Origin of the sequence: Pseudoduganella plicata (assembly GCF_004421005.1) — a bacterium.
In the GTDB taxonomy this organism is placed as follows: Bacteria; Pseudomonadota; Gammaproteobacteria; order Burkholderiales; family Burkholderiaceae_D; genus Rugamonas; species Rugamonas plicata.
The window spans coordinates 791,639-814,892 of sequence record NZ_CP038026.1 but is presented as its reverse complement, the minus strand read 5'-3'; the positions used below and the strand labels follow the sequence as shown (position 1 = coordinate 814,892).

The 23,254-nt window shown below is 67.6% G+C and carries 24 protein-coding genes; 14 read left to right on the top strand and 10 right to left on the bottom strand.

Annotated elements, in window-relative coordinates; all coding sequences use genetic code 11:
* Window positions 1-14: 14 nt before the first annotated feature.
* The 6 genes from cphA to E1742_RS03410 all read right to left on the bottom strand — a co-directional run bounded on the left by cphA (window position 15) and on the right by E1742_RS03410 (window position 7,104).
* Window positions 15-2,660: a cyanophycin synthetase gene (gene cphA / locus E1742_RS03430; RefSeq protein WP_134383559.1), complete on the bottom strand. Its 2,646-nt coding sequence runs from the start codon at window positions 2,658-2,660 to the stop codon at window positions 15-17.
* The gene (locus tag E1742_RS03425; RefSeq protein WP_229466480.1) at window positions 2,657-3,574 is read right to left on the bottom strand and encodes a cyanophycinase; all 918 of its coding nucleotides are present in this window, start codon (window positions 3,572-3,574) and stop codon (window positions 2,657-2,659) included. Before E1742_RS03425 ends, cphA begins: the two co-directional genes overlap by 4 nt.
* Entirely contained in the window at window positions 3,571-4,473 is a 903-nt protein-coding gene (locus E1742_RS03420; protein ID WP_134383558.1) for an isoaspartyl peptidase/L-asparaginase, read from the bottom strand. The genes E1742_RS03425 and E1742_RS03420 overlap by 4 nt, the downstream gene beginning before the upstream one ends.
* Before the next feature lie 21 nt (window positions 4,474-4,494).
* On the bottom strand, window positions 4,495-5,115 hold the full coding sequence (locus tag E1742_RS26585) for a methyltransferase (RefSeq protein ID WP_229466478.1): 621 nt from the start codon (window positions 5,113-5,115) through the stop codon (window positions 4,495-4,497).
* Window positions 5,052-5,519: a hypothetical protein gene (locus E1742_RS26580; RefSeq protein ID WP_229466476.1), complete on the bottom strand. Its 468-nt coding sequence runs from the start codon at window positions 5,517-5,519 to the stop codon at window positions 5,052-5,054. Before E1742_RS26580 ends, E1742_RS26585 begins: the two co-directional genes overlap by 64 nt.
* Window positions 5,520-5,628: 109 nt before the next feature.
* Entirely contained in the window at window positions 5,629-7,104 is a 1,476-nt protein-coding gene (locus E1742_RS03410) for an iron-containing redox enzyme family protein (RefSeq protein WP_134383557.1), read from the bottom strand.
* A gap of 458 nt (window positions 7,105-7,562) precedes the next feature.
* Between E1742_RS03410 and E1742_RS03405 the strand changes: the two genes are divergently transcribed.
* The 6 genes from E1742_RS03405 (at window position 7,563) to E1742_RS03395 (ending at window position 12,322) form a co-directional block, all read left to right on the top strand.
* Window positions 7,563-8,444, top strand: a complete 882-nt coding sequence (locus E1742_RS03405) for a HEAT repeat domain-containing protein (protein WP_134383556.1) — start codon at window positions 7,563-7,565, stop codon at window positions 8,442-8,444.
* 74 nt (window positions 8,445-8,518) lie between these two features.
* A complete protein-coding gene (locus E1742_RS26065) occupies window positions 8,519-9,334 on the top strand; it encodes a hypothetical protein (protein ID WP_166793406.1) in 816 nt (271 codons plus the stop codon).
* Entirely contained in the window at window positions 9,331-10,107 is a 777-nt protein-coding gene (locus tag E1742_RS26060) for a hypothetical protein (RefSeq protein WP_166793405.1), read from the top strand. Before E1742_RS26065 ends, E1742_RS26060 begins: the two co-directional genes overlap by 4 nt.
* A gap of 11 nt (window positions 10,108-10,118) precedes the next feature.
* Complete coding sequence (locus tag E1742_RS26055) at window positions 10,119-10,781, top strand: ATP-binding cassette domain-containing protein (protein ID WP_166793404.1); 663 nt, start codon at window positions 10,119-10,121, stop codon at window positions 10,779-10,781.
* A gap of 61 nt (window positions 10,782-10,842) precedes the next feature.
* Entirely contained in the window at window positions 10,843-10,974 is a 132-nt protein-coding gene (locus E1742_RS27030; RefSeq protein ID WP_259772425.1) for a hypothetical protein, read from the top strand.
* A gap of 157 nt (window positions 10,975-11,131) precedes the next feature.
* Window positions 11,132-12,322, top strand: coding sequence for a nucleotide disphospho-sugar-binding domain-containing protein (locus E1742_RS03395; protein WP_134383555.1), 1,191 nt, complete (start codon window positions 11,132-11,134; stop codon window positions 12,320-12,322).
* Between the two features lie 3 nt (window positions 12,323-12,325).
* Here the strand turns inward: E1742_RS03395 and E1742_RS03390 are convergent, their stop codons facing one another.
* Window positions 12,326-13,417, bottom strand: a complete 1,092-nt coding sequence (locus E1742_RS03390; RefSeq protein ID WP_134383554.1) for a flavodoxin family protein — start codon at window positions 13,415-13,417, stop codon at window positions 12,326-12,328.
* 204 nt (window positions 13,418-13,621) lie between these two features.
* Between E1742_RS03390 and E1742_RS03385 the strand changes: the two genes are divergently transcribed.
* The 3 genes from E1742_RS03385 (at window position 13,622) to E1742_RS03375 (ending at window position 16,384) form a co-directional block, all read left to right on the top strand.
* Window positions 13,622-14,968, top strand: coding sequence for a sensor histidine kinase (locus E1742_RS03385; RefSeq protein ID WP_134383553.1), 1,347 nt, complete (start codon window positions 13,622-13,624; stop codon window positions 14,966-14,968).
* 11 nt (window positions 14,969-14,979) lie between these two features.
* Window positions 14,980-15,951, top strand: a complete 972-nt coding sequence (locus E1742_RS03380) for a response regulator (RefSeq protein ID WP_134383552.1) — start codon at window positions 14,980-14,982, stop codon at window positions 15,949-15,951.
* Between the two features lie 91 nt (window positions 15,952-16,042).
* On the top strand, window positions 16,043-16,384 hold the full coding sequence (locus E1742_RS03375; RefSeq protein WP_134383551.1) for a hypothetical protein: 342 nt from the start codon (window positions 16,043-16,045) through the stop codon (window positions 16,382-16,384).
* A gap of 272 nt (window positions 16,385-16,656) precedes the next feature.
* On the opposite strand, the gene E1742_RS03370 is transcribed toward E1742_RS03375, so the two are convergent.
* Entirely contained in the window at window positions 16,657-16,842 is a 186-nt protein-coding gene (locus E1742_RS03370; protein ID WP_134383550.1) for a hypothetical protein, read from the bottom strand.
* Between the two features lie 227 nt (window positions 16,843-17,069).
* Between E1742_RS03370 and E1742_RS03365 the strand changes: the two genes are divergently transcribed.
* On the top strand, window positions 17,070-17,858 hold the full coding sequence (locus E1742_RS03365) for a DNA/RNA non-specific endonuclease (protein WP_134383549.1): 789 nt from the start codon (window positions 17,070-17,072) through the stop codon (window positions 17,856-17,858).
* Window positions 17,855-18,127 carry a hypothetical protein gene (locus tag E1742_RS03360; protein WP_134383548.1) on the top strand — a complete coding sequence of 91 codons (273 nt, stop codon included), beginning with the start codon at window positions 17,855-17,857 and terminating at the stop codon, window positions 18,125-18,127. Before E1742_RS03365 ends, E1742_RS03360 begins: the two co-directional genes overlap by 4 nt.
* A 51-nt stretch (window positions 18,128-18,178) precedes the next feature.
* Here E1742_RS03360 and E1742_RS03355 read toward each other — a convergent pair whose 3' ends face one another.
* Window positions 18,179-18,757 (bottom strand): hypothetical protein, encoded by a 579-nt coding sequence (locus tag E1742_RS03355; RefSeq protein WP_134383547.1) that lies wholly within the window; start codon window positions 18,755-18,757, stop codon window positions 18,179-18,181.
* A 64-nt stretch (window positions 18,758-18,821) separates the two neighbouring features.
* Complete coding sequence (locus E1742_RS03350) at window positions 18,822-19,394, bottom strand: helix-turn-helix domain-containing protein (RefSeq protein WP_134383546.1); 573 nt, start codon at window positions 19,392-19,394, stop codon at window positions 18,822-18,824.
* A gap of 204 nt (window positions 19,395-19,598) precedes the next feature.
* Between E1742_RS03350 and kbl the strand changes: the two genes are divergently transcribed.
* The 3 genes from kbl to E1742_RS03335 are packed head-to-tail and all read left to right on the top strand — an operon-like array spanning window position 19,599 to window position 23,200.
* The gene (gene kbl / locus E1742_RS03345) at window positions 19,599-20,804 is read left to right on the top strand and encodes a glycine C-acetyltransferase (protein ID WP_134383545.1); all 1,206 of its coding nucleotides are present in this window, start codon (window positions 19,599-19,601) and stop codon (window positions 20,802-20,804) included.
* Window positions 20,805-20,822: 18 nt separating this feature from the next.
* Window positions 20,823-21,785: an NAD-dependent epimerase/dehydratase family protein gene (locus E1742_RS03340; RefSeq protein WP_134383544.1), complete on the top strand. Its 963-nt coding sequence runs from the start codon at window positions 20,823-20,825 to the stop codon at window positions 21,783-21,785.
* A gap of 38 nt (window positions 21,786-21,823) precedes the next feature.
* On the top strand, window positions 21,824-23,200 hold the full coding sequence (locus E1742_RS03335) for an L-serine ammonia-lyase (protein WP_134383543.1): 1,377 nt from the start codon (window positions 21,824-21,826) through the stop codon (window positions 23,198-23,200).
* Window positions 23,201-23,254: the final 54 nt, after the last annotated feature.

Here is a 23,254-nt window from a genome sequence, read left to right as displayed (position 1 = left end):
GCGTTACCAGCGCCTCACGCCGCCTGCAACGCCACCTGCTCGGCGATGCGCTGGGCGCTGACGGGGTCCGACTCGCGCAGCGCTTCCACCACTTCGTTGAGCGAGGAGCCGCAGGCGAAGATCAGCACGTCACCGGGTGCGCACAAGGTCAGGCCGTGGCGCAGTGCCTCGCGTCCGTTCAGCCGCACGTGCACCAGATCGCGCTGGGCGCCGCTGGCAATTGCGCCATCGAGCATCAGCTGGGCGGCGGCGCCTTCCAGCCGGCCGCGGTTCTGCGACTCATAGACAACGATCTCGTCGAAGCCGAGCGCGCAGGTGTGGCCCACCGCCTGCAAGTCCACGTCGCGGCGGTCGCCGGGCGTCGTGATGACGCCGATGACGCGGCCAGCGCTGATGCCGCGCGCCATCTGACCCAGCGCCGCGTAGGCCGCCGGGTTGTGGGCATAGTCCACCACGACCGTTACGCCCTGTACGTCGAACACGTTGGTGCGCAGCGGATTGCTGCGGCCGTCCGAGACGAACGTGGACAGGCCGGCGGCGATTTCGTCGCTGGTAAAGCCGGACGCCATCAGCGCGGCCGCCGCGGCCAGGCCGTTGGCGATGTTGTAGCGGGCGTGCCCGCCGAGCGTGGAGGGCATGCCTGCAGCCGGCAGCAGCGCGAAGTGGCGGTTGCCGTCGGCCAGCACCAGCATGCCGTCCTGCAGATAGGCGGCGCGGCCGCCGTTGTCCAGATGGCGCAGCAGCACCGGGTTGTCCGGATCCAGGGCGAAGTACAGCACTTCGACGTTTTCGCGCAGCCGGCCGGCCATGCGCACGCAGTGGCGGTCCTCCGCGTTCAGCACGACGCAGCGGGCGGCCGAGCGGGCCACCACGCCTTTCACGCGCGCCAGGTCTTCCACCGTGTTGACGCCTTCCATCCCCAGGTGATCCGCGCTGATATTGAGCATCACGGCCACGTCGCAGCGGTCGAACGCCAGGCCGCGCTTGAGGATGCCGCCGCGCGCCGTTTCCAGCACGGCGAAATCGACGTCCGGCGACGTCAGCACGGTGCGCGCCGACCAGTAGCCGCTGCAGTCGCCCTTGACGATGCGCTTGCCGTCCAGGTAGATGCCTTCCGTGGTCGTGACGCCCGTGCGGAAGCCGGCCAGGCGCACGCAGTGGCCCGTCATCAGCGCCGTGGTCGTCTTGCCGTTCGTGCCCGTGATGGCGATGACGGGGATGCGGCCGTCGCGGTCGCCGTACATCGCGTCGACGATGGCGTCGCCGGCGTCGCGCGGCATGCCGCTGGCCGGATACTGGTGCATGCGGATGCCCGGCGCGGCGTTGACTTCGATGATGGCGCCCATCTGGTTTTCCAGCGGCTGCGAAATGTCACGGCAGACCAGGTCGATGCCCGCGACGTCCAGGCCGATCTTGCGCGCCGCGCGCACGCAGGTGTCGCGCGTTTCCTCCGGCAGCAGGTCCGTCACGTCTTCGGCCGTGCCGCCCGTGGACAGGTTGGCGTTGCTGCGCAAGGTGACCGGCACGCCGACCGATGGCACGCTGTCGAACGTGTAGCCCTGCTTGCGCAGCTGCGTTGCGGCGTGCTCGTCCAGCGCGATCTGCGTCATGATGTTGGCGTGTCCCTTGCCCCGCGCCGGGTTCTGGTTTTCCACGTTGACCAGTTCGCGTACGGTACGGTGGCCGTCGCCGATCACAGTCGGCGGGCGGCGCAGCGATGCCGCCGCTACCTTGTTGCCGGCCACCAGCACGCGGTAGTCCTGACCTTCGATGAAACGTTCGACGATGATGTTGCGGCTGTGGCGGCGGGCGCCCTCGAACGCCTCCGCCACTTCCTCCGGCGTCGTGCAGCGCGTCGTCACGCCCTTGCCCTGGTTGGCGTCCAGCGGTTTGACCGTCGCCGGGCCGCGCAGCCGGCGTGCCGCGCGCTGCGCTTCCTCGACCGTGGTGACGACCGTCCCGTCCGGAACGAGCACGCCCGCTTCCTTCAGCAGTGCCTTGGTCAGCCCCTTGTCGCTGGCGATGCGGCAGGCGATGTTGCTGGCGTCGCCCGTCATCGTGGCCTGCAGCCGCTTTTGCCGGCTGCCCCAGCCCAGCTGGAACAGGTTACCCGTCTCCGTCACGCGGAAGTACGGAATGCGGCGCCGCCGCGCCGCCTTCAGCACGGCCGCGGTGCTGGTGCCCACGGCATGGCGTTCCGCCGTGCGGCGCAGCGCGGCCAGCGGCTCCGCCAGGTCGTAGTCGCGGCCATGGGCGAGTGCCTCCACCAGTTCGAGGGCAAGGTCGAAGGCCTCCGTCACCACGTGTTCGTCTTTGAATGCGCAGACGACGCGGAACCGTCCCGGCTCGCCGCGCACGCGGCGGGTGCGCCCGAAGCCGGACGGCGTGCCGACGAGGCACTGCAGCTCCAGCGTCACGTGTTCGATGATGTGGCCCATGTACGTGCCGTCCTTGAGCCGTTCGACGAAGCCGCCGAAGTGACCGGGCGAGCAGCGGTGCGACATCAGGCTGGGGATGGCGGTCAGCAGCCGCGCGGTGAAGCCTTCGATATCGCGCGACGACACCTGGTACAGGTCTTCCAGGTCGATCACCGTCAGCAGGCATGGCCTGGCGGCATACAGGTTCGGGCCGCGCAACAGCCGCTGTTCGACGATTTTCATGATACGGGATTCCTTTTTGTAACGTTGCGCACGAAGTCGGTCAGGGGGTCGGGCGTGCGGCGCGTGGTGTCCGGCCGCAGCTGGTTGGGATGCCCCACCTCTTCCGGCAGGGCGAAGCTGCTACCGGCCGGCAGGAGGTGCAGGCGCACGTCGATCAGCTGCGGCGTGCCGCCGGACGGGATGTCGGCCACATTCGAGATCATGGCCCGGCCGTCGACGACGGTGACGCTGCCGGCGCCGATCACCTCGATGCCGACCCCGCGTTCCACGACAAGCGCCGTGTCCTCGTCGATGCCGACGCCCAGCAGGTACGGGTTCTGCGCCACGATGGTCAGCAGGCGCGCCAGCCGGTGGCGTTCGGAAAAGTGCTGGTCGATGACGACGCGCTGGACGAACCCGAGTCCGGCGCCCAGGCTGACGGAACCCTTCTCGGGCAGCAGGTCGGCCTTGCCGTCGGCCAGCATATGGCCGCACATGGCGGAAGCGCCCGCGCTGGTGCCGCCGATGCAGGCGCCCCGCTGTTTCAGCGCGCCGTGCATCGCCTCGTCCATCAGGGTGCCGCCGATCATGGCCAGCAGGCGCTTCTGGTCGCCACCCGTCATGAAGATGCCGTCGGCATTGCGCACACGCCCGGCCAGCGCCGGATCGTTGGCGGCGGCGCGGTCGGGCAGGTCGATGCGGATCACCTGGCGCGCGCCCAGTTCCGTGAAGACTGCGTTGTAGCGTTTCCACATCTCGTCGGGCACCTTGCTGGCCGCCGTGATGACGGCAATGGTGGCCTTGCCGCCACCGGACAGTTCGACGAAGCGGCTGAGGATTTCCTTGCTGTTCTCGCGGTCCTCATGGCCGCCGACGATGACCAGGTGGCCGTGCTGGCTGCGGTCGACGGCTGCGTTCATGTCCTCGTCCGTCATGCGGCCACCTGCGCGCAGGGCATTTCGCGGTTGCTGGCCATGCCGGCGTCCTCCCGGCCGAGGGCGATGACGCCGACGTCGATGTCGTCCGGGAACAGGGCCACGCCTTTATCGGCTGCCTCCTGCGCCGGCATGCCGCCGGCGATCCAGCCGTAGACGGTGTAGGCCAGCAGCTTCCTGACGATATGCTCGCCAATACCGGTGACGGCAACGGCTCCGTCATCGGCGGCATAGAAGCCGCTGCCGATGACGGGCGTGTCGCCCACTCGGCCCAGCAGCGACGGCGCCGAGCCACCCGTCGAGCAGGCCACGGCAAAGCGGCCGTTCGCATCGCGCACGACGGCGCCGACGGTGTCGCAGGGCTGGAAGGCCGGTGGCGTGTCGTAGTTCCAGTGCTCGGCAAACGCGCGGTTCGGCACGCCGGGCGTGGCCTGTTCGGCGCCGGCCAGCGTGCGCAGCAACTTCTCGTGTTTCGCGCGCTGGCGTTCGCTGATCTCGTGCCAGCTGTCGAAGCCGGCAACGCGGGCAAAGCGCTCGGCGCCTTCGCCGGCCAGCAGCCAGTGCGGCGTGCGCGTCACGGACTGCGCCACCAGCACCGGGTTTCTTACGCGCCGGATGCAGGCGACCGCGCCCAGCGCGCCCGTCGAATCCATGACGGAAGCGTCCATCTCGATGGTGTGGCCGTCCAGGCACAGCACGGAGCCGCTGCCGGCATTGTAGCGGCCATCGTTTTCCAGCGCGACGACGGCGGCGACGGCCGCGTCGAGCGCGGAGCCGCCACCATGCAGGCGGTCGATGGCGCTACGGGCGGCCAGCTGGCAGCCGTCGTCCTGGTCGCGGCTGCCGCCCGCGCCGCCATGGGTGAGCACCATCGGCTCGAAAGTTTGCTTGGATTGCATGATGTCTCTTGAATGGTTTGATCAGTGGCGCGGCCGGGTGGCCTTGAGCCAGACGGCGGCGATACGGTCGGTGTCCTGGTAGGCTGGCGTGTCGAGCTCTTCGCCGAACACGTCCGGGTCGATCTCCTCGTACGTCCAGGTGAGCCCGTCCAGCAACGGCGTGACTGCTGCCAGGAACGGGTCGCTGTTGTGGCGCATGGCGACGCCGGTGTAGAGCAGCAGCGTGCCGCCGGGTGCCAGGCGCGTGACGGCCTGCCCGACGAGGGACAGCGACAAACCCGCGCCCAGTTCGCCGCCGCCGTGGCGGTAAGCCCGTTCCGACGGATCGAGCAGGTAGGGCGGGTTCGAGACGATCAGGTCCAGTTCGCCATCGATGTCGTTGAGCAGGTCGCTGCGGCGCACGTCGACGTTCGTTGCGCCCGCGAGTTGCATGTTGACGCCGCACAGGCGCAGGGCCTTGTCGTTGATGTCCAACGCATAGACCTGCGCGTCCGGGCAAGCCAGCGCGACGGTGGCCGCGCCGGGACCGCCGCCCGCGCCCACGTCGGCGGCGCGTTGCACGGTGCGGCCGAGCGCCTTCATGTCGGCCAGCTCACGCTGCAGGGCGCGGCCGAAGCGGTAGGTATCGGGTCCGAAGAACACCGCGTCGGCGTCGGCGGTGGGTAGGCCGAGTGAAAGTACAGCTGGCCGCCCAGCTCCGAGACGCGCAACGTGCAGCGCCAGCCGTCCCGATGCGGCTGGGCGATGCCGGCGGCCTGCATCAGGCGCAGGATGTCGGGCGGCACGGCGTCGCTGTGAAACGGCCGGCTCCAGCCGAACACGTCGCACAGGTCGCGGGCCCAGACATGCTCGGCGCGAGCGCGCACGCGGTTGTGCGTGGCGGGGGTCACGGTCGTGAAGCGGTAGCCGGCCGCCTGCAGCGCGCGGCCCAGCTCCAGCAGCGCCGCCGTGGCAGCATCCGGGCGCGCGGGCGCGCCATCCTCCGGTCTGGTGGATGGGGCGTGCGGCACGGCGGCGTCGGCGGTGCTGGTGGTGACATTCATCATGGGTGGCCTCGATTGAAAAAGCCGGCGACTGCCGGCGGGAGCCGCGCCGTGCGCGGCAAATGGAACGATGCGGGAAACAACGCGGCCAAGGGGGCGCCGCCGCCCCGGTTCAGCCGTACAGCCGGCTGAAGACCCGGGTCGCCATCAGGCCGGAAGACGTGTGGTGGCGCTCCGGCGACATCAGGCCCACCAGCAGGTCCATCGCTTCCTCCTTGCTGGAGGTGGCGGCCAGGCGTGCCTCCAGCAGCCGCAATTCGCAGCCGATGGATTCCCATGCGTGCTCGTCGTCAGGGAAACGGTGGCGGATCAGGCCACGCGGCGCGCTGCTGCGAGGGCTGGTGCCGGAATTGAGTGTCTCCATGCTGCGCAGCATGGCGCGGTGGCTCAGCACGCGCGGTGCCTCCGTGGGGCTGTCCGTCGCGGCCTGGTCGGTGCCGGCGCGCGGCGTGGCGATCCAGTCCTGCAGCAACTGCTGCTCGTAGGGGCTGAAGACGCCGAACATTTCGGCGCGTTCGCCCTGGATCAGTTTCCAGAAACGGCTGTTCTCGGCTGGCTCGCCGCGGCGAATCCAGCCCTGCGCTTCCAGCTTTTCCAGGAACAGGGGAATCTGCGTGGCGTCCGACAGCCAGTCGTTGACGGTGCGGCCCGCAACGCGGCAGTAATCGGAGTGCATGTTCTTGCCGACCGTGCTCTTGGCGGCCAGCATGGCGACCGTTTCGGCCTCCAGGTCGAACGAGGCGATTGCATCGACCGTCCCGACGCCCAGGTCATTGAGGCGGAAGCCGGCTGCCACGCGGCGCAGGAAGTCGCTGGCGTCGCCGACGCGCGGCATGATCTGCTTCAGCCCTTCCAGGGCCGTATGGGCGTGGCCGGTGGCGGCGTTGTCGACCGTGACGTGCAGGGTGAAGTAATACGGGTCGATGCCCAGTTCGTTCAGCTCGTACGAGGTGATCAGCAGGTGCAGGGGCAGCTGTTCGTAGCCCAGGTTGTAGCCGATCAGCTCCGGCAGGAAGCTCTCGGCGCCCTGCGCCAGCGCCAGCTGAATCGCGCCCTGCAGGAAGTGCGTGTCGGGCAGGTCCTGCCACTGTTCGCAGCCGTGCTGGGCCAGCAGCTTGCGATAGATGAGCACGTGATTCTTGTCCGGCACGCCATTGCCCAGCTCTTCCAGATAGATCCGGATCAGCGGGCGGAAATCCTCGTCGTCCCAGCGCTGCAGAACACCGTACAGCCACGCGCCGTCCACCAGTTTGGTGGGGGCGACTGCCTTGAGGAAATACAGCGCCTGCGATTTCGTGTGGAAGTAGCGGCGCGGCGCACCGGCCTTGCGGCCTGCCAGGTAGTCGCGGTAGGCAGTGCCGACTGCATCGGTATGGCGGGCAATCCAGCCCGCCATCTCGTCCAGCGATTCCGGCAGGTCGGCGGGCAGCGTGGCCGCCTCGACCAGGCGCGCCTCCAGGTAGCCGGCTGCGAGGGCCGGGTCTTCCATCATCGCGAGCCGGTTGTAGACGGGCTTGGCTTTGTCGGTGCCGATCTCGGCTGCTTGGGCGGCGGGGGCGGTGCACTGGGCGTAGGCGGTCGTTTGCATCGGTGTCTCTCAGGCGTTTCTCTTTGTTGGGCTGTCAATGACGGGACACCGCGTGATGGCGTTGTCATCCATGCAACGAGTATGGTGGGGCGCGGCGAGGATGAGTAGCAGCACGCATCCCGTTGCGTTGTAAGAGAGGGATTACAAGGATCGGGCAACCTCGCCAACTTTGCGTTCCGGCCCGTCACACAGCAGAGTTGCAACTGAACCACTTAAAGTACCGGGCAGAAATTGACGAAATTAAAGCTGGAACGCGCTTGTGCGATATCAGGCGACTGGGCGGTACGGCCATTAAACTCCCTCAGCAGAAAAATGGCTCAAGCGGCCGGCAGGCGGGCTCGCGACACCGGTACGAGAACGCGTATAAGCACGCATAAGAACGGGTACGAGAAACGGGCACGAGAAACGGGCAGAAGGAACGGACACCGGAAACGAATGAAATAACAGGGGAGCACGCGATGGCACATCCGCAGATAATGCACTGGGCACCGCCGGCAATTGCCGGATTCGTCAACGAGGCGCATGCGGCCCTGGAACGGCATGGGCCCGACCATATTGCAGCGCTGGCGCCGCGCTTTCACGCGTTGTTCGCCCAACCGGGCTTGCTGACCGCGCTGGTGAATGCCTGCCTGGGGCGTGTGCTGACCGGTGCGATGGACAATGGCGATCCGGCGGTGAATAGCGACATGCTCCTGATGTGCTATTCATCCGTCATGACGCTGCGCGTCATCAAGGATCGGCCGGACGTTCCGTCGTTCAGCAGCAAATCCTGGCGTGCGGCACTGATGAACTATCCGGCCAATACACTGATACTGGTCGTTTCACCGCGGCCGATTACGGTGCAGTGGTATTGCCTGGTGCCGGGAGCCGATTTCGATGTGTTTGACGCGACATTGAAGATTCGCCCCGATGGCAGCGAAACGGTCGCCAATGGCGAGCTGATCCAGGTCGAGGCGCGGCGCCGCTTTCCCCTGCTGCCCGAGGACAGCGACGCCATCTATGTCGCGCTCGGCAGTGCACCGGTCAATGCCCAGGTCGTGTCGTTCGATCCCGCCACGCTGGTGCCACTGGGCGCCAGCATGGCGTCGGAAGAGCATTCTGTCCTGTGCGTAATGCTGGGCTTGCTGGACGCGCGCCGGCCTGACTATCCCCTGGCCGCCGTTTCGGACCTGACGGGGCACCCGGACCACCACGTACGCTGGGCTGCCGCTACCGCACTGGGCAAGCACAGCCGCCACGTGGCGCTGCAGGTAGTACAGGACATGGCGGCGCACGACCGGCACCGCTTCGTGCGCGATGCCGCCCGCCGTACGCTGCAGCACTGTGGAGGTACCCGATGAGAAAGCAGCAGTTTGCCTGCCGTCCCACGCGTCGGGTGGGTGTGGAGGAACTCCTGGAAACTGCCAGGAAGCAAGTGGATCCCCGCGATCCGGCCGCGCTGCTGGCGCTCGCCGAACCCCTGTACGGGCTGGCTGGCGACCCTGCACTGTTGCAGAGGTGTATCAATCACAGCCTGACGCACTGGCGCCAGGGCAGCTCGCACTTCTACAGTTCGCAGTCCTGCCATCTCGCCAGTAGCGGTCCGTTCGCCATCCGCATCAATCTGTGGCCATTATTGCCGGTCGATCCGCGCCGCCGCGCCATTCTTGCCGACGTCCTGTCGTATTACGATTACCACGACCATAATTTCTCGTTTATCACGGCGAACTATTTTGGGCCCGGTTATGAGACAGAGATATACAGTTATCAGCGCGGTACGGGGGCGATTTATCCGGGCCAGCGTGTCGACCTGGATTATCGCGGACGCCACACGCTGGACGCCAATACCGTGCTGCTGTACGAGCAATACCGGGACATTCACATGCAGTTGCCGCCGGCGCGGTTGTCGGCGTCGCTGAATCTGATGATGACGCCGCCCGATGCGGGACTCACGGACCAGTTTTATTTCGACATCGCCAGGGGGCGCGTCCGCGATTATGTCGCGTCGTCCTCGCACAAGCGCGTCAATGCGCTGGGATTTGCCCGCCATATATACGACGCCCAGACGCTGGCGTTGCTGCAGGAGATCCTGGAGACGCATCCCTGCAGCCGCACGCGGGTCGAGGCGGCCCGGGTGCTGGTCGATGTCGCCGGCGCATCGGCCCTGTCGCCCGCCAGCGCGACAAGAATGCTGCGCGATCCGCTGGCGCTGGCGCTGTGGTCGCAGGCGGCGGACGGAGCAGGACAATGAGCCTGTCATCCTTTGCCTGGCTGCTTGCCGCGGAGCTCAGGAAGAACCTGCTTCTGACGTTGCGCTATCCGCTGCAACCGTTGTGCGGCGTGCTGATACTGCTTGGCCTGTTCGGCGCCATCGGGCTGGGCCTGGCGCATGCGCCGTCCGTCGACCTGTTCGAGGGCGGCGACAGCCGGGTGCTGGTGGCCTCGTTCGTCTGCTGGGTGGTCGCCGTCGGCGCCATCGGCCATGTACCCGGCGAGCTGGAGGACGATATCAAGGCCGGCCTGCTGGAACCCGTCTTTCTCAGCCGTTACCCGGTGGCGGTGCTGCTGCTGGCACGCGCGCTCTCCGGTTCCGCCGTGGGTGTGCTGGTCTGTTTCGCCATGCTGGCCGGGCTGGCGGCCTGGTCCGGAGCAGACCTGCGGCTGGGCGGGTCCGTCGTGCTGGCCCTTGTGCTGCTGGAGCTGGCACTGGGCGGCATTGGCCTGGCGATGGCCGGCATCGTCATCCTGTTCAAGCGCGCGGCCGGGGTCGCGCCGCTGGTCCAGCTGGGGCTGGCCGTGCTGATCGCGCGCGGCGTTTCCACCACAGCCAGCGATACCATGCTGCGCTATCCGCTGGTGTCGGCCATCGAGACGTTCGCCCGTTCGCTGTTCGGCACGCCATTGTCCGGGATGGCCCTGACGGCTGCCGCCGCGTGGTCACTTGCCATTCTCGCGACCGGCATGGCAGCGCTGGCGCTGTGCATCCGCCGCGCGCGCGCCATCGGTTCGCTGGCGCACTACTGATGGGAGGCAGGATGACATATCCACTGCACTTGTCTCGTGTCTGCAAGGCATTCGGGCGGTCCAACAGCGTGGTGGAGAACCTCACCTTGACGGTGGCGGACGGCGCCTGCACGGCGCTGATGGGTGCGAACGGCAGCGGCAAGACCACGCTGCTGCGCCTGGCCTGCGGCCTCGTCAGCCCGGACAGCGGAACGGTCCGGCTGTTCGGGCGCGATCCGACCGCCGATGGGGCCGCGCGGGCACGGCTGGCGGCAGTGTTCGACGGCGCGCGGGCGCTTCACGGAAGGCTGACACCGGCCGAAAATGCCGTCTACTTCGCCCGCGTGAAAGGCTGCGACGGCACCGCGGCGCTCCAGCGGTTCGGCGCCCTGGCGCGGCGCTTCCGGATCGGCCAGATCGAGAATGTGCCCGTGCGGCGGCTGTCGCGCGGCACCCAGCAAAAATTCGCGCTGGCCGCCGCGCTGGCGACGGGCGCCGACGTCTGGCTGTTCGACGAGCCGACCCTGGGCCTGGACGCAGCCGCCCTGGATATTCTATGTGCGATCGTCCGTGGCCACACCGCAGCTGGCGGCGCGGTCCTGATGACCACCCACGACGAAGCCTTCGCGCACCGTCTGGGCGGCATCGTGCGGTTGACGGGTGCGCCGGCGGCGCCCCTGCGGTTGCAGCTCTGACGGGCTGTATGGCGCGGCCCGCCGGGCCGCTGATTTTCCACCAAATCGAAAGGGAGGGTATATGGAGACTCTGGAAGTGGCCAGCCTGGAATTTACGGCGGACGTGGCCGGTGCGCTGGAGGAGACGCGCGTCAGCGTGAAAGTGCTGACCAGCGTGATCCGCGAAATCGCGTCGATCATCAGCTGGTGGTGACGTAGGGGCGCCGGCCGGGCAGCGTGCCCGGCCGGCGCTGCTGTCGTGCTCAAGACGTTGTCACCGCATTGTCACCGCATTGTCACTTGAGCACCGCCCGCAGGGCGATTACACTGCACAGCATCGCTCCTTGCGGGGCCGATTGACGAGGTGACCCATGGCACATCTGCATCTGGCGCTGGAACTTGGGGGCGGCTTCGGGCGCGCGGGACGCCTTGGCGTGCTGGCCCGGGCACTGCTGGCCCGTGGCCATGGCGTCAGCCTGAGCCTGCGCGACCTGGGCACCACGCAGCACCTGCTTGCGGACGTGCCCGCGCCGCGTTTCCAGTCGCCCGTGTGGCAGGGGCGCATGGAAGGCATGCCGCCGAACGAGGCCAGCCTTGCCGAGATCCTGCTGCCGCAAGGCTATTTCGAGCTGACGGGCCTGTGCGGCCTGGTGCAGGGCTGGCGCTCCACCCTGGCGGCCGTGCAAGCGGATCTCGTCGTGGCCGATTACGCGCCAACGGCCCTGCTGGCCGCGCGCAGCCTGGGCCTGCCGGCCGTGGCGCTGGGCGGCGGCTTCGCCTGCCCGCCCGCCGCGCGGCCGTTGCCATGCCTGCGCGACTGGGACCAGATCGCGCCGCAGCGGCTGGCCCGGGCGGAGGCGCACGTGCTGAACGTGGCCAACGCCGTGCTGGAACACCACGGCGCCGTGCCGTTGCCCTGCGCGGCCGCGCTGCTGCGGGGCGACGACGCGCTGCTGGCCACGTGGCCGGAACTGGACCCGCACGGCAGGACCGACCATGCCATCGACTGGTACGGGCCCGTCTGGCAGGAAGGAGGCGCTGCGGCACCGGCATGGCCGGCCGGCGACGGCCCGGCCGTATTTGCCTGCCTGAAGCATGAGCATCCAGCCCAGGCCGCCGTGCTGTCCGCGCTGGTGGAGGCGGGCTGCCGGATCGTGTGCCATATGCCGGAAACGGCGCCAGGCCGCCCGCCGCCCGTCATCGATCCGGCCATCGCCTACGTGTCGCACCCGGTCGCGCTGGAGGCGGTGCTGGCCGAGGCGGCGCTGTGCGTCTGTCATGGCGGCGAAGCAACGCTGACGCAGGCGCTGCTGGCCGGCGTGCCCGTGCTGATGCTGCCGATGCGCCTGGAGCAGTTCCTGCTGGCGCGGCGCGTGGAAGGGTGGGGCGGCGGCATCAATGGTGCCCGCGTGCTGGGCGACTGGGCGCCGGCCCTGCAGGCGCTGCTGGGCGACGGCCGCTGGCGCGCTGCGGCAAAGGCGTTCGCCGGCCGCCATGGCGGGACGACGGTGGAGGACCGCGTTGCCCGCGTCGTGCGGCGGCTGGAGCACCGGCTGGCCTGAACCCTATTTGGGGCGCGGCTTGCGCAGGTTGCGGTCGGGCCGCGGCAAGCAGCCGGCGCGGATGTCGCGCACGGCCTGAGCGACGGCGCGCGCGGCATTGCGCACTTCCTCCTGCAGCGCCGTGTCGCGGTCGAGCGTCTGGTGGCTCTCCGCGTAGGATTCGTAATAGCCGACATAGCGGTCGAACACGCCCTGCGGCCCAGCGCCGATCAGCCCCATCCAGTCGAGCCAGTCGGCCAGGTTGCGGCGCTGGCTTTCCACGCCCGCCACGTCGCCGTGCACGACGACGCCATAGGCGCGCCCGGCCAGGTGCTTCGGATAATCCCAGCCCTCCAGCTCGATCGCCTTGGCCTCGGCCGCCTTCTTGCCGTGCGTGCTGGATGGATCGGGATTGCCGCCGTCCGCGCACACCAGCCGGTCGATCATCAGCTTGAGCGGCGAGGGCGACTGGTACCAGTACGTGGGCGTGACGATCAGGATGCCGTGCGCGGCGACCCATTTCTCGTAGATGTCGTTCATCCAGTCGTTGACCTGGTTCATGCTGTGGTTGGGGTAGCAGCTGCACGGCCAGTGGCACAGCGGCATCGCCGTCGACGCGCAGCCCTTGCACGGGTGAATGTGTAGCGCGTAGGTGGACGTAACCTGGCTCAGATCCAGCACGTCCACCTGCACGGACTCCGTTTCCAGCGCCGTGCGCGCCCACTCGATCATGCGAAAGGACTTCGACATCTCGCCCGGGCAGGTGCCGTCGTTGCGCGACGATGCGCAGATGACCAGCACGCGGGCGCGCGTCGCCGGGTCCTTCTGCACCGCTTCGGCCGCCAGCAGCCGGTCGCGCGCGGCGCGCCATTCCACCGACAGGTCGTAGTCCGGGTCGGCAAAGCCGGGGCCGGCCTTTTGCGTGACGGGCGCCTTGCGGCTGTCGCAGTAGTTCTGCCATGCCACATCTTCCAGCCGGGCGATGTCGGCCTGCAGCGGCTCGAAGCGGGGATCGGCGAAATTGGCGACGAATTTCAGGTGAAATTCGTTGCGGGCCAGCTTGCCGGGCGCCTGGCCGGTGCGCACGTCCACCTGGTTGTCCGTTTTGTCAGTCATGCGTTCTCCTTGTTGATCCGCACTGTGGCACCTGAGTGGCAACCGTTCTGTACGGTGGCATACCGAGACTGCGTCGCAGCCCTGCCGGGGCAGCCTGCGCTAAGATTGCAGTTCCGTCCCGCGGCCTGTACACTCGACAATATTCATGCAAGTCACACGCTATTCATTCCTGTCCCGCGACACGGCGCGCGCCGCCCCGCCGCAATGAGCCGGCCGGCATTGCGCCGCCGCACCTATGCGCAGGACATGCGCGGCCACCACCTTGCATCCAGCCGCGCCTGCGCCGTCACCGTGACGGCGCTCGTGCTGGCCGGTGTCGTACTGGATTACGCCGTCTATCCGCAGCTCATGGCCAGCTTTGCCGCGCTGCGCGTGGTGACGGCGGCCGGCGTGCTGGCCGGACTGGCGCTGCTGTACACGCGTTTCGGCTTCCGTCACGTGCATGGCGTCACGTTCGTCTGGCTGACGTTCCCCCAGCTGATGATCGCGTGGATGATCCACGTGACGCAGGGCGAGACGTCGCTGTTCTATGCCGGCATCATCCTGACGATCTTCGCCGTCGGCACGCTGTTCCCCGTCGGCTATCTGTATACATTGGCCTTCGGTCTGCTGACGGTGCTGCTGTACCTGCTGGCCTGCGTGACGCGGCCCGGCGGTGTGGTCGATCCCAGCCAGCTGCTGTTCCATGCAACCATCATTGCCTTTGCCGTGATCGGCAGCACCGTCTACACGTATTTCAACGAACGGGGACGACGCCTGCTGTTCGCGCTGAAGGACGAGCTGGCGCACAAGAACGCCGAGCTGGAACGTACCAACCGCAACCTGGCCGCGATCAAGGGGCAGCTGGTGCAGCAGGAAAAGATGGCGGCGCTAGGCACGTTGTCCGCCGGCCTGCTGCATGAGGTGAACAACCCCGTCAACTACTGCATGCTGGCTCTCGATCTCGCGCAGGAGGACCCGGCCGCACGGGCCAGCCCGCGCCTGGCCGAATGCCTGACGGATGCGCGCCAGGGCATGGCGCGCGTGCAAGCCATCGTCTCGGACCTGAAGACGTTCGCCTACCGTGGCGACAACGCGGTGGCGGACGTGCCATTCTGTGTTGCCAGTGCCGTCGATACGGCCGTCCGGATGGCCCGGCACGAACTGCGCGGCGTCGCACTGCGGCGCGACGGCGTGGGCACCGAGCGGGTGCTGGGCGACGAGGCGGCCATTGTCGGCGTGCTGATCAATTTGCTGGGCAACGCGGCAGCCGCGCTGGCCAGGGGCGGCACGACGGCACCGGAAATCGCCGTCGCCAGCGCCGTCGAGGGCACGCGCCTGCGCATCACCGTGACCGACAACGGCCCCGGCATCGCGCCGCAGCACCTGGCGCGGCTGTTCGAGCCGTTCTTCACGACCAATGGTGTGGGCCAGGGTCTCGGCCTGGGCCTGTCGATCTGCTACAGCGTCGTGCAGCGGCACGGCGGCCAGCTGAGCGCCGACAGCGTGCCGGGCGTGCGTACGCGCTTCACGTTCGACCTGCCGCTGGCACCTCCCGACAACGCAAGCTGACCAAACAGGCCATGAACAAACCAGCCAACGCCTTACCCCTGATCCTGTACGTCGACGACGAGCCGGGCGCGCGCAAATACTTCCAGCGCGCGCTGGAGGACCAGGCCAACGTGCTGACGGCCGCCTCGGTGGACGAGGCCAAGGCGCTGCTGGAGCGGCACGGCGACCAGCTCTCGGTGCTGGTGTCGGATCAGCGCATGCCGGGTGCGAACGGCAACGCGCTGCTGTTCCACGCGTGGGAGCGATATCCGCAGACGGTGCGCATCCTGACCACGGCGTACTCCGAGCTGGCCCAGACGGTCGAGGCCATCAACCAGGGCCGTATCCACCGCTACCTGCCCAAGCCATGGGACATCACGACCTTGCGGCTGGAAATGGCCCAGGCGGTCGACCTGGCACTGCTGCGCCGCCGGCACGACCGCCTGCTGGGCGAAAAGCTGTCGCTGCGCCGGCGCGAGGTGCTGGCCAACCGGATCGGCACCCTGTATGCGCTGTGCCTGGCCGGCGCGACGGAAAGCGCGGCGCTGGACGCCTATCTGTCCGGCGCCCTGTGCGCCGGCGTGGCCGCGGCGCCCGACTGGCTGATGGAGGACTGCGCGCAGCTGGCCAGCGCGGACGCGTTCCGGGCCGCCGCGCTGGCGCGTGCCGTACGGCTCTGCGTCGAAGTGCTGGAGACGGGCGCCGGCGGCCCGGTCGATCCGCTGGCGCTGGCCGCGGAGACGTTCGGCCCAACGTTCCGTCGCGGCGCGGAAGGCGTCGGCCTGCTGGCCGAACCGGCGGTGCTGGCCGAATACCTCGACTGCGCGCCCGACACGGCCGTCTCGCCCCGCCACGCGCGCTGGCTGGCGTTGCTGGTCTGGCTGGCGCGGCACGACCTGACGCTGCGGTTGACGGCCAGCGCGGACGGCGTCCAGTTCCGGCCCGCGCGCACCGCCGGGCCGCCCACCCGCGCGCACCTTGCCAGCTGGATTGCCCGCTTCTGAACGGGCGGCACGACAGCCGTGCGCCGTCGCTGGTGTCACTTCGATAACATTCGCATATCGACATCATCGACACTATCGAAGGGAGGTTTGTATGCCACGCGGAGCCAGCCCGAAACGGGAACACGAATACGACAAGCTTGAAAAGCAGTTTGAAAAGGAAGGGCGCTACAAGGGCCGCGAAGAGGAAGTCGCCGCCCGCATCGTCAACAAGCAGCGCAAGCAGTTCGGCGAGACGAAGACGGCGAAGGCGAAAGACCGCGCCGGCACGTCCCCCGACCGCAATGTCCCCATCGCCAACTACGAGCACATGACGGTGCCACAGGTGCGCAGCGCGCTGGAAGAACTGACGGCCGCCCAGCGCAAGAAGGTGCGCAGCTACGAGACGGCGCACAAGAACCGCAAGGGCGTGCTGGAGGCGCTGGACCGGCTCTAGGGCAGTGGCGGCGGACGATGCCGCCGGGTGTGTCGCTGCCAGGTGACAGCCCTGCCAAGCGTCAGCACGATCGGGCCGGCGCAGCGCGCCGGCCACGTCGCCGGCCACCGCCCGCAGCCCGGAGTCTCGGCAATACCTCCATGACGGCAAACGCGGCCAGCTCCAGCATGCGGCCATCGGCGCGGGCGGACATGCCCGCGCCGTTCGGCCACGCGGCAGCAGCGGCGCCTGATCGAACCGGGGGCTGGTGGGGTCGATGTTGTTGCGCAGTTTCAGTACGTACAGCCTGTCGACATCGGCGATGCCGGCGTTGTACTGCCATGCGTGGCGTACATAGCACGGCAACAGCAGGCATGCTGCCGTGCCGTGCCGATGCCCAGGCCGACAATGCCGATGGCGGTGTAGCCCGGTTCAGCCAGCGGCGCGCGCCAGGCCAGGCGCAGGTCGTGCGGGGTCATGGCGCCCCGCCGCGGCGACCGAATGATGTGATGCGTCATGGGTTCGTCCAGTATGAAGAGGGCAAATCGTCATGGCTAGCCGCAAGACCATGCCAGACGCCGAACGGCGGATTGTCGGGGTAGACAGCGCCCATGCCCTTTCGGAACAGGACAATGGCCGCGTTGGGACACTCGCAACAACGGGCACGGTCCGCTAAAATGCGGCACCTCATTTCTGATCGACATCGATGTTCCGCAAACTGATACAACTGGCCCTGGCGGGCGCGCTGTCCGCCGGGCTTTGCAGCGCCCACGCTTCCCAGTCCTGCCCGCAGCATTACGTGTCCGGCCAGGCCCCGCAAATCGTCAACGAAAAGATGGCCCGTGCCACGCGCGAGCTGTGCTACAACGTGTTCGGCATCATGCACTCGGGCGTGACGCGCACGCCGCTCTGGTCCGCCGAGCACCTGACAGCCGACAACCTGGCGGCGGCCGGGGATCTGTCGCGCGAGAATTCGTTCCACCCCGAGCTCGCGCTGCCCGCCGGCCAGCGCGCCGAACTGGCCGACTATGCCCGCAGCGGTTTCGATCGCGGCCACATGGCGCCGAACGGCGACATGCCCGATCGCGCCAGCCAGTACCAGAGCTTCACGCTGGCGAACATGGTGCCCCAGGATGCGGACAACAACCGCCACATCTGGGCCGGCATCGAAGGCGCCGTGCGCAAGATGGCGAAGAAGGAGGGCGATCTTTACGTGATCACAGGGCCCGCCTTTATCGGCGGCGAACTGCGCAAGGTGGGCAACGTGCTGGTGCCGAGCCATCTTTACAAGGCGGTCTGGAGTCCGCGCAAGGGCGCCGGCGGCGCGTGGTTCGTTGCCAACGAGGCCGATGCGCGCATCCAGACGATGACGATCGCACAACTGGAAAGCAGGATTGGCATCAATCTGATACCGTCGCTGTCGGCACGCCAGAAGCAGGAGATGCTGAAACTGCCGAAGACGAAAGCGGGCAAGCGCAAAGGAGGTGAAAAATGACGAAGGCAAAAGAAAACCAAGCGGGCTTCGCGCCCTATGCAAACGAGGCGGACGTGCTGCAGGTGGGTGGGCTGACGATCGAGAACCGGCTTGATCGCATCACGATCGACGGCGACATCGACCTGACGATGGACCAGGCCGGCCTGCAGCACGCGCGCGAGCTGTATCAGCTGCTGGGCAAGGCGGTGGCGAAACTGGAAGCGCAGCGCGATCTGCCCGCCCGGCTGCCGGCGCCGAAGGTTGCCAAGGCCGCCAACCCGTTCGAATAATCCCGGGGCCGGGGCCCGACGGACCCCTGGGCCCGACGCCTTGCCGCGGCATCACGCCATCCGCGTCACATGGGCCTCGCGCAGCGGCCGCCAACCCAGTGCCGCCTCGACCAACCGGCGATAGCGCGTGTCGATATGGGCCGGGGTACGGCGGATGTAATGCTCCGCCGCCGCGCGCTCGTCGCCGGCAAGGCCCGCCAGCCAGTCCAGCACTTCCTGTGCGCCCGGCACCCGGCCTTCGCACCCACGGGAACGCGCCGGCAGCGCCGTCCAGAGCACGGCATCGATCCGCCGCGCCAGGCGCCACGCTTCGATACGGCCGGCCACCGGCGATTGCGCGCCATCGGGCGCCGGCACGGTGCCGATCCAGTCCGGCCGCGCGGGGTCGATCTTCTCCCGCTCGCGCAGCATGGTGCGCGCCGCCGGCAGATCGTGCGCATCGAGATAGGCCCAGTACGTCGGGCACGGTGGCGCACCCTCGCACAGCGCGATCGCCAGTTCGGGCGTGTCCTCGCTGTTGCGGACGAATTCCAGCGGCAGCAGCGGGCCGTCGGGATGCCAGCCCGAAGAGAGCTTCAGGGGGCCGGGCTTCCACAGCAGGGAGCCCCAGGCGATAACGGCGATTTGCATAAGCGTGATGTCGTGGACAAAACGCCAGTGTAGCCCGCCGCCGCGAAATCCCGGGCACGCTACGTCAGCGGTGGATGACGACCAGCAGCGCCCTCGCTTCCGTCTTGCCGGGATTGCGGATGGCGTGCTGCTGGTCGGCCGGATAGCGTCCCGTGCCACCGAGCTTGATCTTCTTTTTCTGCGTTCCCACTTCCAGTTCCATCGAACCGTGCAGCACCGTCAGGTGTTCGGTCGTGCCCGGATCGTGCGGCTGCGACAGCAGTTCGCCGCCCGGGGCCAGTGTCAGTTCGTACCACTCGTGGCGGCCCGCCAGCTCCATCGGCCCGAGAATGCGCAGCACGTAGCCGGCATGATGGCCGGGCAGGGTGGGCGTTTCGTGCGCCTCGATGACACGGATCGTGTCCACCGCCGGCTGTTCGTCGGACAGCAGTTCGCCGATCGGCACGCCCAGCGCATTGGCCAGACGCCACGTAATGGCGATGGTAGGATTGGCTTTCTCCCGCTCGATCTGCGACAGCATCGACTTGGAAACCCCGGCGATGCGCGACAGGTCTTCGAGCGTCAGGCCGCGCGCGAGGCGCAGCCGCTGCAGCGCGGCGCCCACTTCAGGTGGTGCATTGTTGACAAGGGCTTTCATTCTTGGGCAGTTGCTTGCAAAGTCCGGTATGTTTATGTAGGATTCAGTATATTGAATCTGCGTTCAAGATAGTGAACTCCGGAGAAAGTATCGAAAGAGGCGCGAACTTCGATACCCTGTTCTCCGCGAGTCACGGTACAACATAGGTTACAGGCGGTCAAGCTGCCGGCCAGGAAACCGCCCACCTTACGATCCGAGGAAAACATGAGCGAACAAGCGAAGAATGCCTTTTACGGCGGCCTGCAACAAAAGCTGGACACGCTGCGCGAGCAGGGGCTGTACAAGCCCGAGCGCGTGCTGGCCTCGCGCCAGGGGGCCGAAGTGACCAGCGAGGATGGCCGCACCCTGATCAATATGTGCGCGAACAACTACCTCGGCCTGTCCGGGCAGGAGTGGGTGGCCCAGGCTTCCATCGAAGCGACGGAAAAGTACGGCTATGGCCTGTCGTCGGTGCGCTTCATCTGCGGCACGCAGACGGTGCACAAGGAGCTCGAACAGGCCATCAGCAAATTCCTCGGCACGGAAGACACCATCCTGTACGCGGCCGCATTCGACGCCAACGGCGGCGTGTTCGAGCCGCTGTTCGACGAGAACGACGCGATCATCTCGGATGCGCTGAACCACGCTTCGATCATCGACGGCATCCGCCTGTGCAAGGCGGCGCGCTACCGCTACGCCCACAACGACATGGCCGACCTGGAAGCGCAGCTGCAGGCCGCTGCCGACAAACGCAACAAGATCATCGTCACGGACGGCGTGTTCTCGATGGACGGCACCATCGCCCAGCTGGACAGGATCGTCGAGCTGGCCGACCGCTACGGCGCGCTGGTGATGATCGACGAATGCCACGCTTCGGGCTTCATGGGCAGGACGGGCCGCGGCACGCACGAGCACCACAATGTGCTGGGCCGGATCGACATCATCACGGGCACGCTGGGCAAGGCGCTGGGCGGCGCGATGGGCGGCTTCACGTCCGGCCGCAAGGAAGTCATCGAAACGCTGCGCCAGAAGTCGCGTCCTTACCTGTTCTCGAACACGCTGGCGCCCTCGATCGCCGGCGCTTCGCTGGAAGTGCTCAAGCGCCTGTCCGAATCGACGGAACTGCGCGACCGGCTGCACGAGAACACGGCGTACTTCCGCCAGGAGATCGAACGCATCGGCTTCACCATCAAGCCGGGCACGCACCCGGTGGTGCCGGTGATGCTGTTCGAGGCGCCCGTGGCGCAGAAATTCGCCGCCCGCATGTTCGAGCTGGGCGTGCTGCTGTCCGGGTTCTTCTACCCGGTCGTGCCGATGGGCCAGGCGCGCGTGCGCGTGCAGCTGTCGGCCGCGCACACCCGCGAGCAGCTGGACAAGGTACTGGCCGCGTTCGCGCAGGCCGGCAAGGAACTGGGCATCATCAAGGGCTGAAAGCCGAAAGAATCACAGATGGAACGCATTTTAGTTATCGGCGCCAATGGCCAGATCGGCAGCGAACTGGTCGAAGCGCTGGCGGCACGCCACGGCGCGCACAACGTCTTCGCCACCGACATCTCGCCGACAAACCTGTACAACGCCGAGCAGTACCAGGTGCTGAACGTGCTGGACGAGGAGGCGCTGGCGCAGCTGGTGTCGTCGCAGGACATCACGCAGGTGTACCAGCTGGCGGCCATGCTGTCGGCTACCGGCGAGGCGGCGCCGCTGCGCGCATGGAAGCTCAATATGGACGGGCTGCTCAACGTGCTGGAAGTGGCGCGCGAGCGCGGCGAGGCGGGCAAGCCTTTGAGGGTGTTCTGGCCATCGTCGATCGCCGCGTTCGGCCCGAACACGCCGGCCCAGGACACGCCGCAGATGACGGTGATGGACCCGACGACGATCTACGGCATCAGCAAGCTGGCCGGCGAACGCCTGTGCGAGTACTACCACCTCAAATACGGCGTGGACGTGCGCAGCATCCGCTACCCCGGCATCATCAGCTACAAGTCGCCACCGGGCGGCGGCACGACCGATTACGCCATCGCCATCTTCCACGCGGCGCTGCGTGGGGAGCCGTACGAATGCTTCCTGGGCCCGCAGACGACGCTGCCGATGATCTACATGCCCGACGCGATCCGCGCCACCATCGAACTGATGGAAGCGCCGGCCGAGAAAGTAAAGATCCGTTCCTCGTACAACGTGGCGGGGGTGTCGTTCAATCCGGCCCAGCTGGCCGACGCGATCCGGCGCGAAGTGCCGGCCTTCCAGATTGCCTACAAGCCGGACAGCCGCCAGGGCATCGCCGACACGTGGCCGCAAAGCCTGGACGACGAGGAAGCCCGCGTGCACTGGGGCTGGCAGCCACGCGTGGGCGTGGAGGAGATGGTGCGCGACATGCTTGCCAACGTCGACGTCAAGGTCGGCGAAACCGCCTGACCGCAGCATTCATCACAACTATATAAAAGAGACATCCGATGGACATGAGCGTTTTCGATTTATTCAAGATCGGCATCGGGCCTTCGAGCTCGCATACCGTGGGCCCGATGGTGGCGGCGCGCCGCTTCCTCGTCGAAAACGCTCCGCTGGACGATGTCACCGGCATCACCGCCGAGCTGTATGGTTCGCTGGCGCTGACCGGGGTCGGCCACGCCACCGATAAAGCCGTCATCCTGGGCCTGATGGGCGAGACGCCGCAGGACGTCGATCCCGAGCTGGTCGACCGCATGCTGGCGGCCGCCGAGGAGGCGGGCGAGCTGCGGCTTCTGGGCGAAAAGACGGTGCCGTTTACACGCGCCGTCAACCTGGTGTTCCACAAGACGGAAAACCTGCCCGAGCACCCGAACGGCATGCGTTTCACGTTGCGCCGGGCCGACGGCCGCACGGCGCACAAGGTGTACTACTCGGTGGGCGGCGGCTTTATCCGCGCCGAGGGCGAGAGCGCCGCGCCGGCCGCGGCGTCGACACCGGTGCCGTACCCGTTCGACACGATGGAGCAGCTGCTCGACTTGGGCCAACGCACCGGCAAGACGATTCCGCAGATGTTGCGCGCGAACGAACTGGCGCGCCTGGGGGAGGCCGAGCTGGATGCGGGCCTGGACCGCATCTGGAACGTGATGCGCAGCTGTATCGCGCGCGGCATGGAAATCACGGGGCAGCTGCCCGGTGGGCTGAACGTCAAGCGCCGTGCCGCCACGTTGTGGCGTCACGCCCAGGGTGCGGACCGCGCCAACGCCTTGCCGCACGACGCGCTCAACGGCGTGACCTTGTACGCGATGGCGGTCAACGAGGAAAACGCCGCCGGCGGGCGGGTGGTCACGGCGCCCACCAACGGGGCCGCCGGCATCATTCCCGCCGTACTGAAATACTATGCGGAAGACTGCAAGCCGCTCGACCCGGTGACGGGCGTGCGTACCTTCCTGCTGACGGCCGCCGCCATCGGCATGCTGTGCAAGCGCAATGCCTCGATCTCCGGCGCGGAAGTGGGCTGCCAGGGCGAGGTGGGCGTGGCTTGCGCCATGGCCGCCGCCGGACTGGTGGCGGCACTGGGCGGCACCAACGCACAGATCGAGAATGCGGCGGAAATCGGCATCGAGCACCATCTGGGCATGACGTGCGACCCGATCGGCGGCCTGGTGCAGATCCCGTGCATCGAACGCAACGGCATGGGCGCCGTCAAGGCCATCACGGCCGCGTCGCTGGCGCTCAAGGGCGACGGCACCCACTTCGTCAGCCTCGATGCCGTGATTGAGACGATGCGCCAGACGGGCGCCGACATGCAGGCGAAGTACAAGGAGACATCGCTGGGCGGGCTGGCCATCCACGTCGTCACCGTCAACCATGCGGCTTGCTGATGCAGCTGGCCGCATGCAGCATAAAATTCTGATTCTTGCCAGAATATACGCAGA

Excerpts from the sequence above, each read along its gene's own strand:
- kbl (WP_134383545.1), top strand. The coding sequence starts at position 19,599 with ATGAGCGAACAAGCGAAGAATGCCTTTTACGGCGGCCTGCAACAAAAG.
- E1742_RS03340 (WP_134383544.1), top strand. The coding sequence starts at position 20,823 with ATGGAACGCATTTTAGTTATCGGCGCCAATGGCCAGATCGGCAGCGAA.
- E1742_RS26055 (WP_166793404.1), top strand. The coding sequence starts at position 10,119 with ATGACATATCCACTGCACTTGTCTCGTGTCTGCAAGGCATTCGGGCGG.
- E1742_RS03390 (WP_134383554.1), bottom strand. The coding sequence starts at position 13,417 with ATGACTGACAAAACGGACAACCAGGTGGACGTGCGCACCGGCCAGGCG.
- E1742_RS03370 (WP_134383550.1), bottom strand. The coding sequence starts at position 16,842 with ATGACCCCGCACGACCTGCGCCTGGCCTGGCGCGCGCCGCTGGCTGAA.
- E1742_RS03410 (WP_134383557.1), bottom strand. The coding sequence starts at position 7,104 with ATGCAAACGACCGCCTACGCCCAGTGCACCGCCCCCGCCGCCCAAGCA.
- E1742_RS26580 (WP_229466476.1), bottom strand. The coding sequence starts at position 5,519 with ATGATGAATGTCACCACCAGCACCGCCGACGCCGCCGTGCCGCACGCC.
- E1742_RS03380 (WP_134383552.1), top strand. The coding sequence starts at position 14,980 with ATGAACAAACCAGCCAACGCCTTACCCCTGATCCTGTACGTCGACGAC.
- E1742_RS03385 (WP_134383553.1), top strand. The coding sequence starts at position 13,622 with ATGAGCCGGCCGGCATTGCGCCGCCGCACCTATGCGCAGGACATGCGC.
- E1742_RS03395 (WP_134383555.1), top strand. The coding sequence starts at position 11,132 with ATGGCACATCTGCATCTGGCGCTGGAACTTGGGGGCGGCTTCGGGCGC.
- E1742_RS03355 (WP_134383547.1), bottom strand. The coding sequence starts at position 18,757 with ATGCAAATCGCCGTTATCGCCTGGGGCTCCCTGCTGTGGAAGCCCGGC.
- E1742_RS03425 (WP_229466480.1), bottom strand. The coding sequence starts at position 3,574 with ATGACGGACGAGGACATGAACGCAGCCGTCGACCGCAGCCAGCACGGC.
- E1742_RS03360 (WP_134383548.1), top strand. The coding sequence starts at position 17,855 with ATGACGAAGGCAAAAGAAAACCAAGCGGGCTTCGCGCCCTATGCAAAC.
- E1742_RS26060 (WP_166793405.1), top strand. The coding sequence starts at position 9,331 with ATGAGCCTGTCATCCTTTGCCTGGCTGCTTGCCGCGGAGCTCAGGAAG.
- E1742_RS03350 (WP_134383546.1), bottom strand. The coding sequence starts at position 19,394 with ATGAAAGCCCTTGTCAACAATGCACCACCTGAAGTGGGCGCCGCGCTG.
- E1742_RS03420 (WP_134383558.1), bottom strand. The coding sequence starts at position 4,473 with ATGCAATCCAAGCAAACTTTCGAGCCGATGGTGCTCACCCATGGCGGC.
- E1742_RS27030 (WP_259772425.1), top strand. The coding sequence starts at position 10,843 with ATGGAGACTCTGGAAGTGGCCAGCCTGGAATTTACGGCGGACGTGGCC.
- E1742_RS03365 (WP_134383549.1), top strand. The coding sequence starts at position 17,070 with ATGTTCCGCAAACTGATACAACTGGCCCTGGCGGGCGCGCTGTCCGCC.
- E1742_RS03405 (WP_134383556.1), top strand. The coding sequence starts at position 7,563 with ATGGCACATCCGCAGATAATGCACTGGGCACCGCCGGCAATTGCCGGA.
- E1742_RS03335 (WP_134383543.1), top strand. The coding sequence starts at position 21,824 with ATGGACATGAGCGTTTTCGATTTATTCAAGATCGGCATCGGGCCTTCG.
- E1742_RS03375 (WP_134383551.1), top strand. The coding sequence starts at position 16,043 with ATGCCACGCGGAGCCAGCCCGAAACGGGAACACGAATACGACAAGCTT.
- cphA (WP_134383559.1), bottom strand. The coding sequence starts at position 2,660 with ATGAAAATCGTCGAACAGCGGCTGTTGCGCGGCCCGAACCTGTATGCC.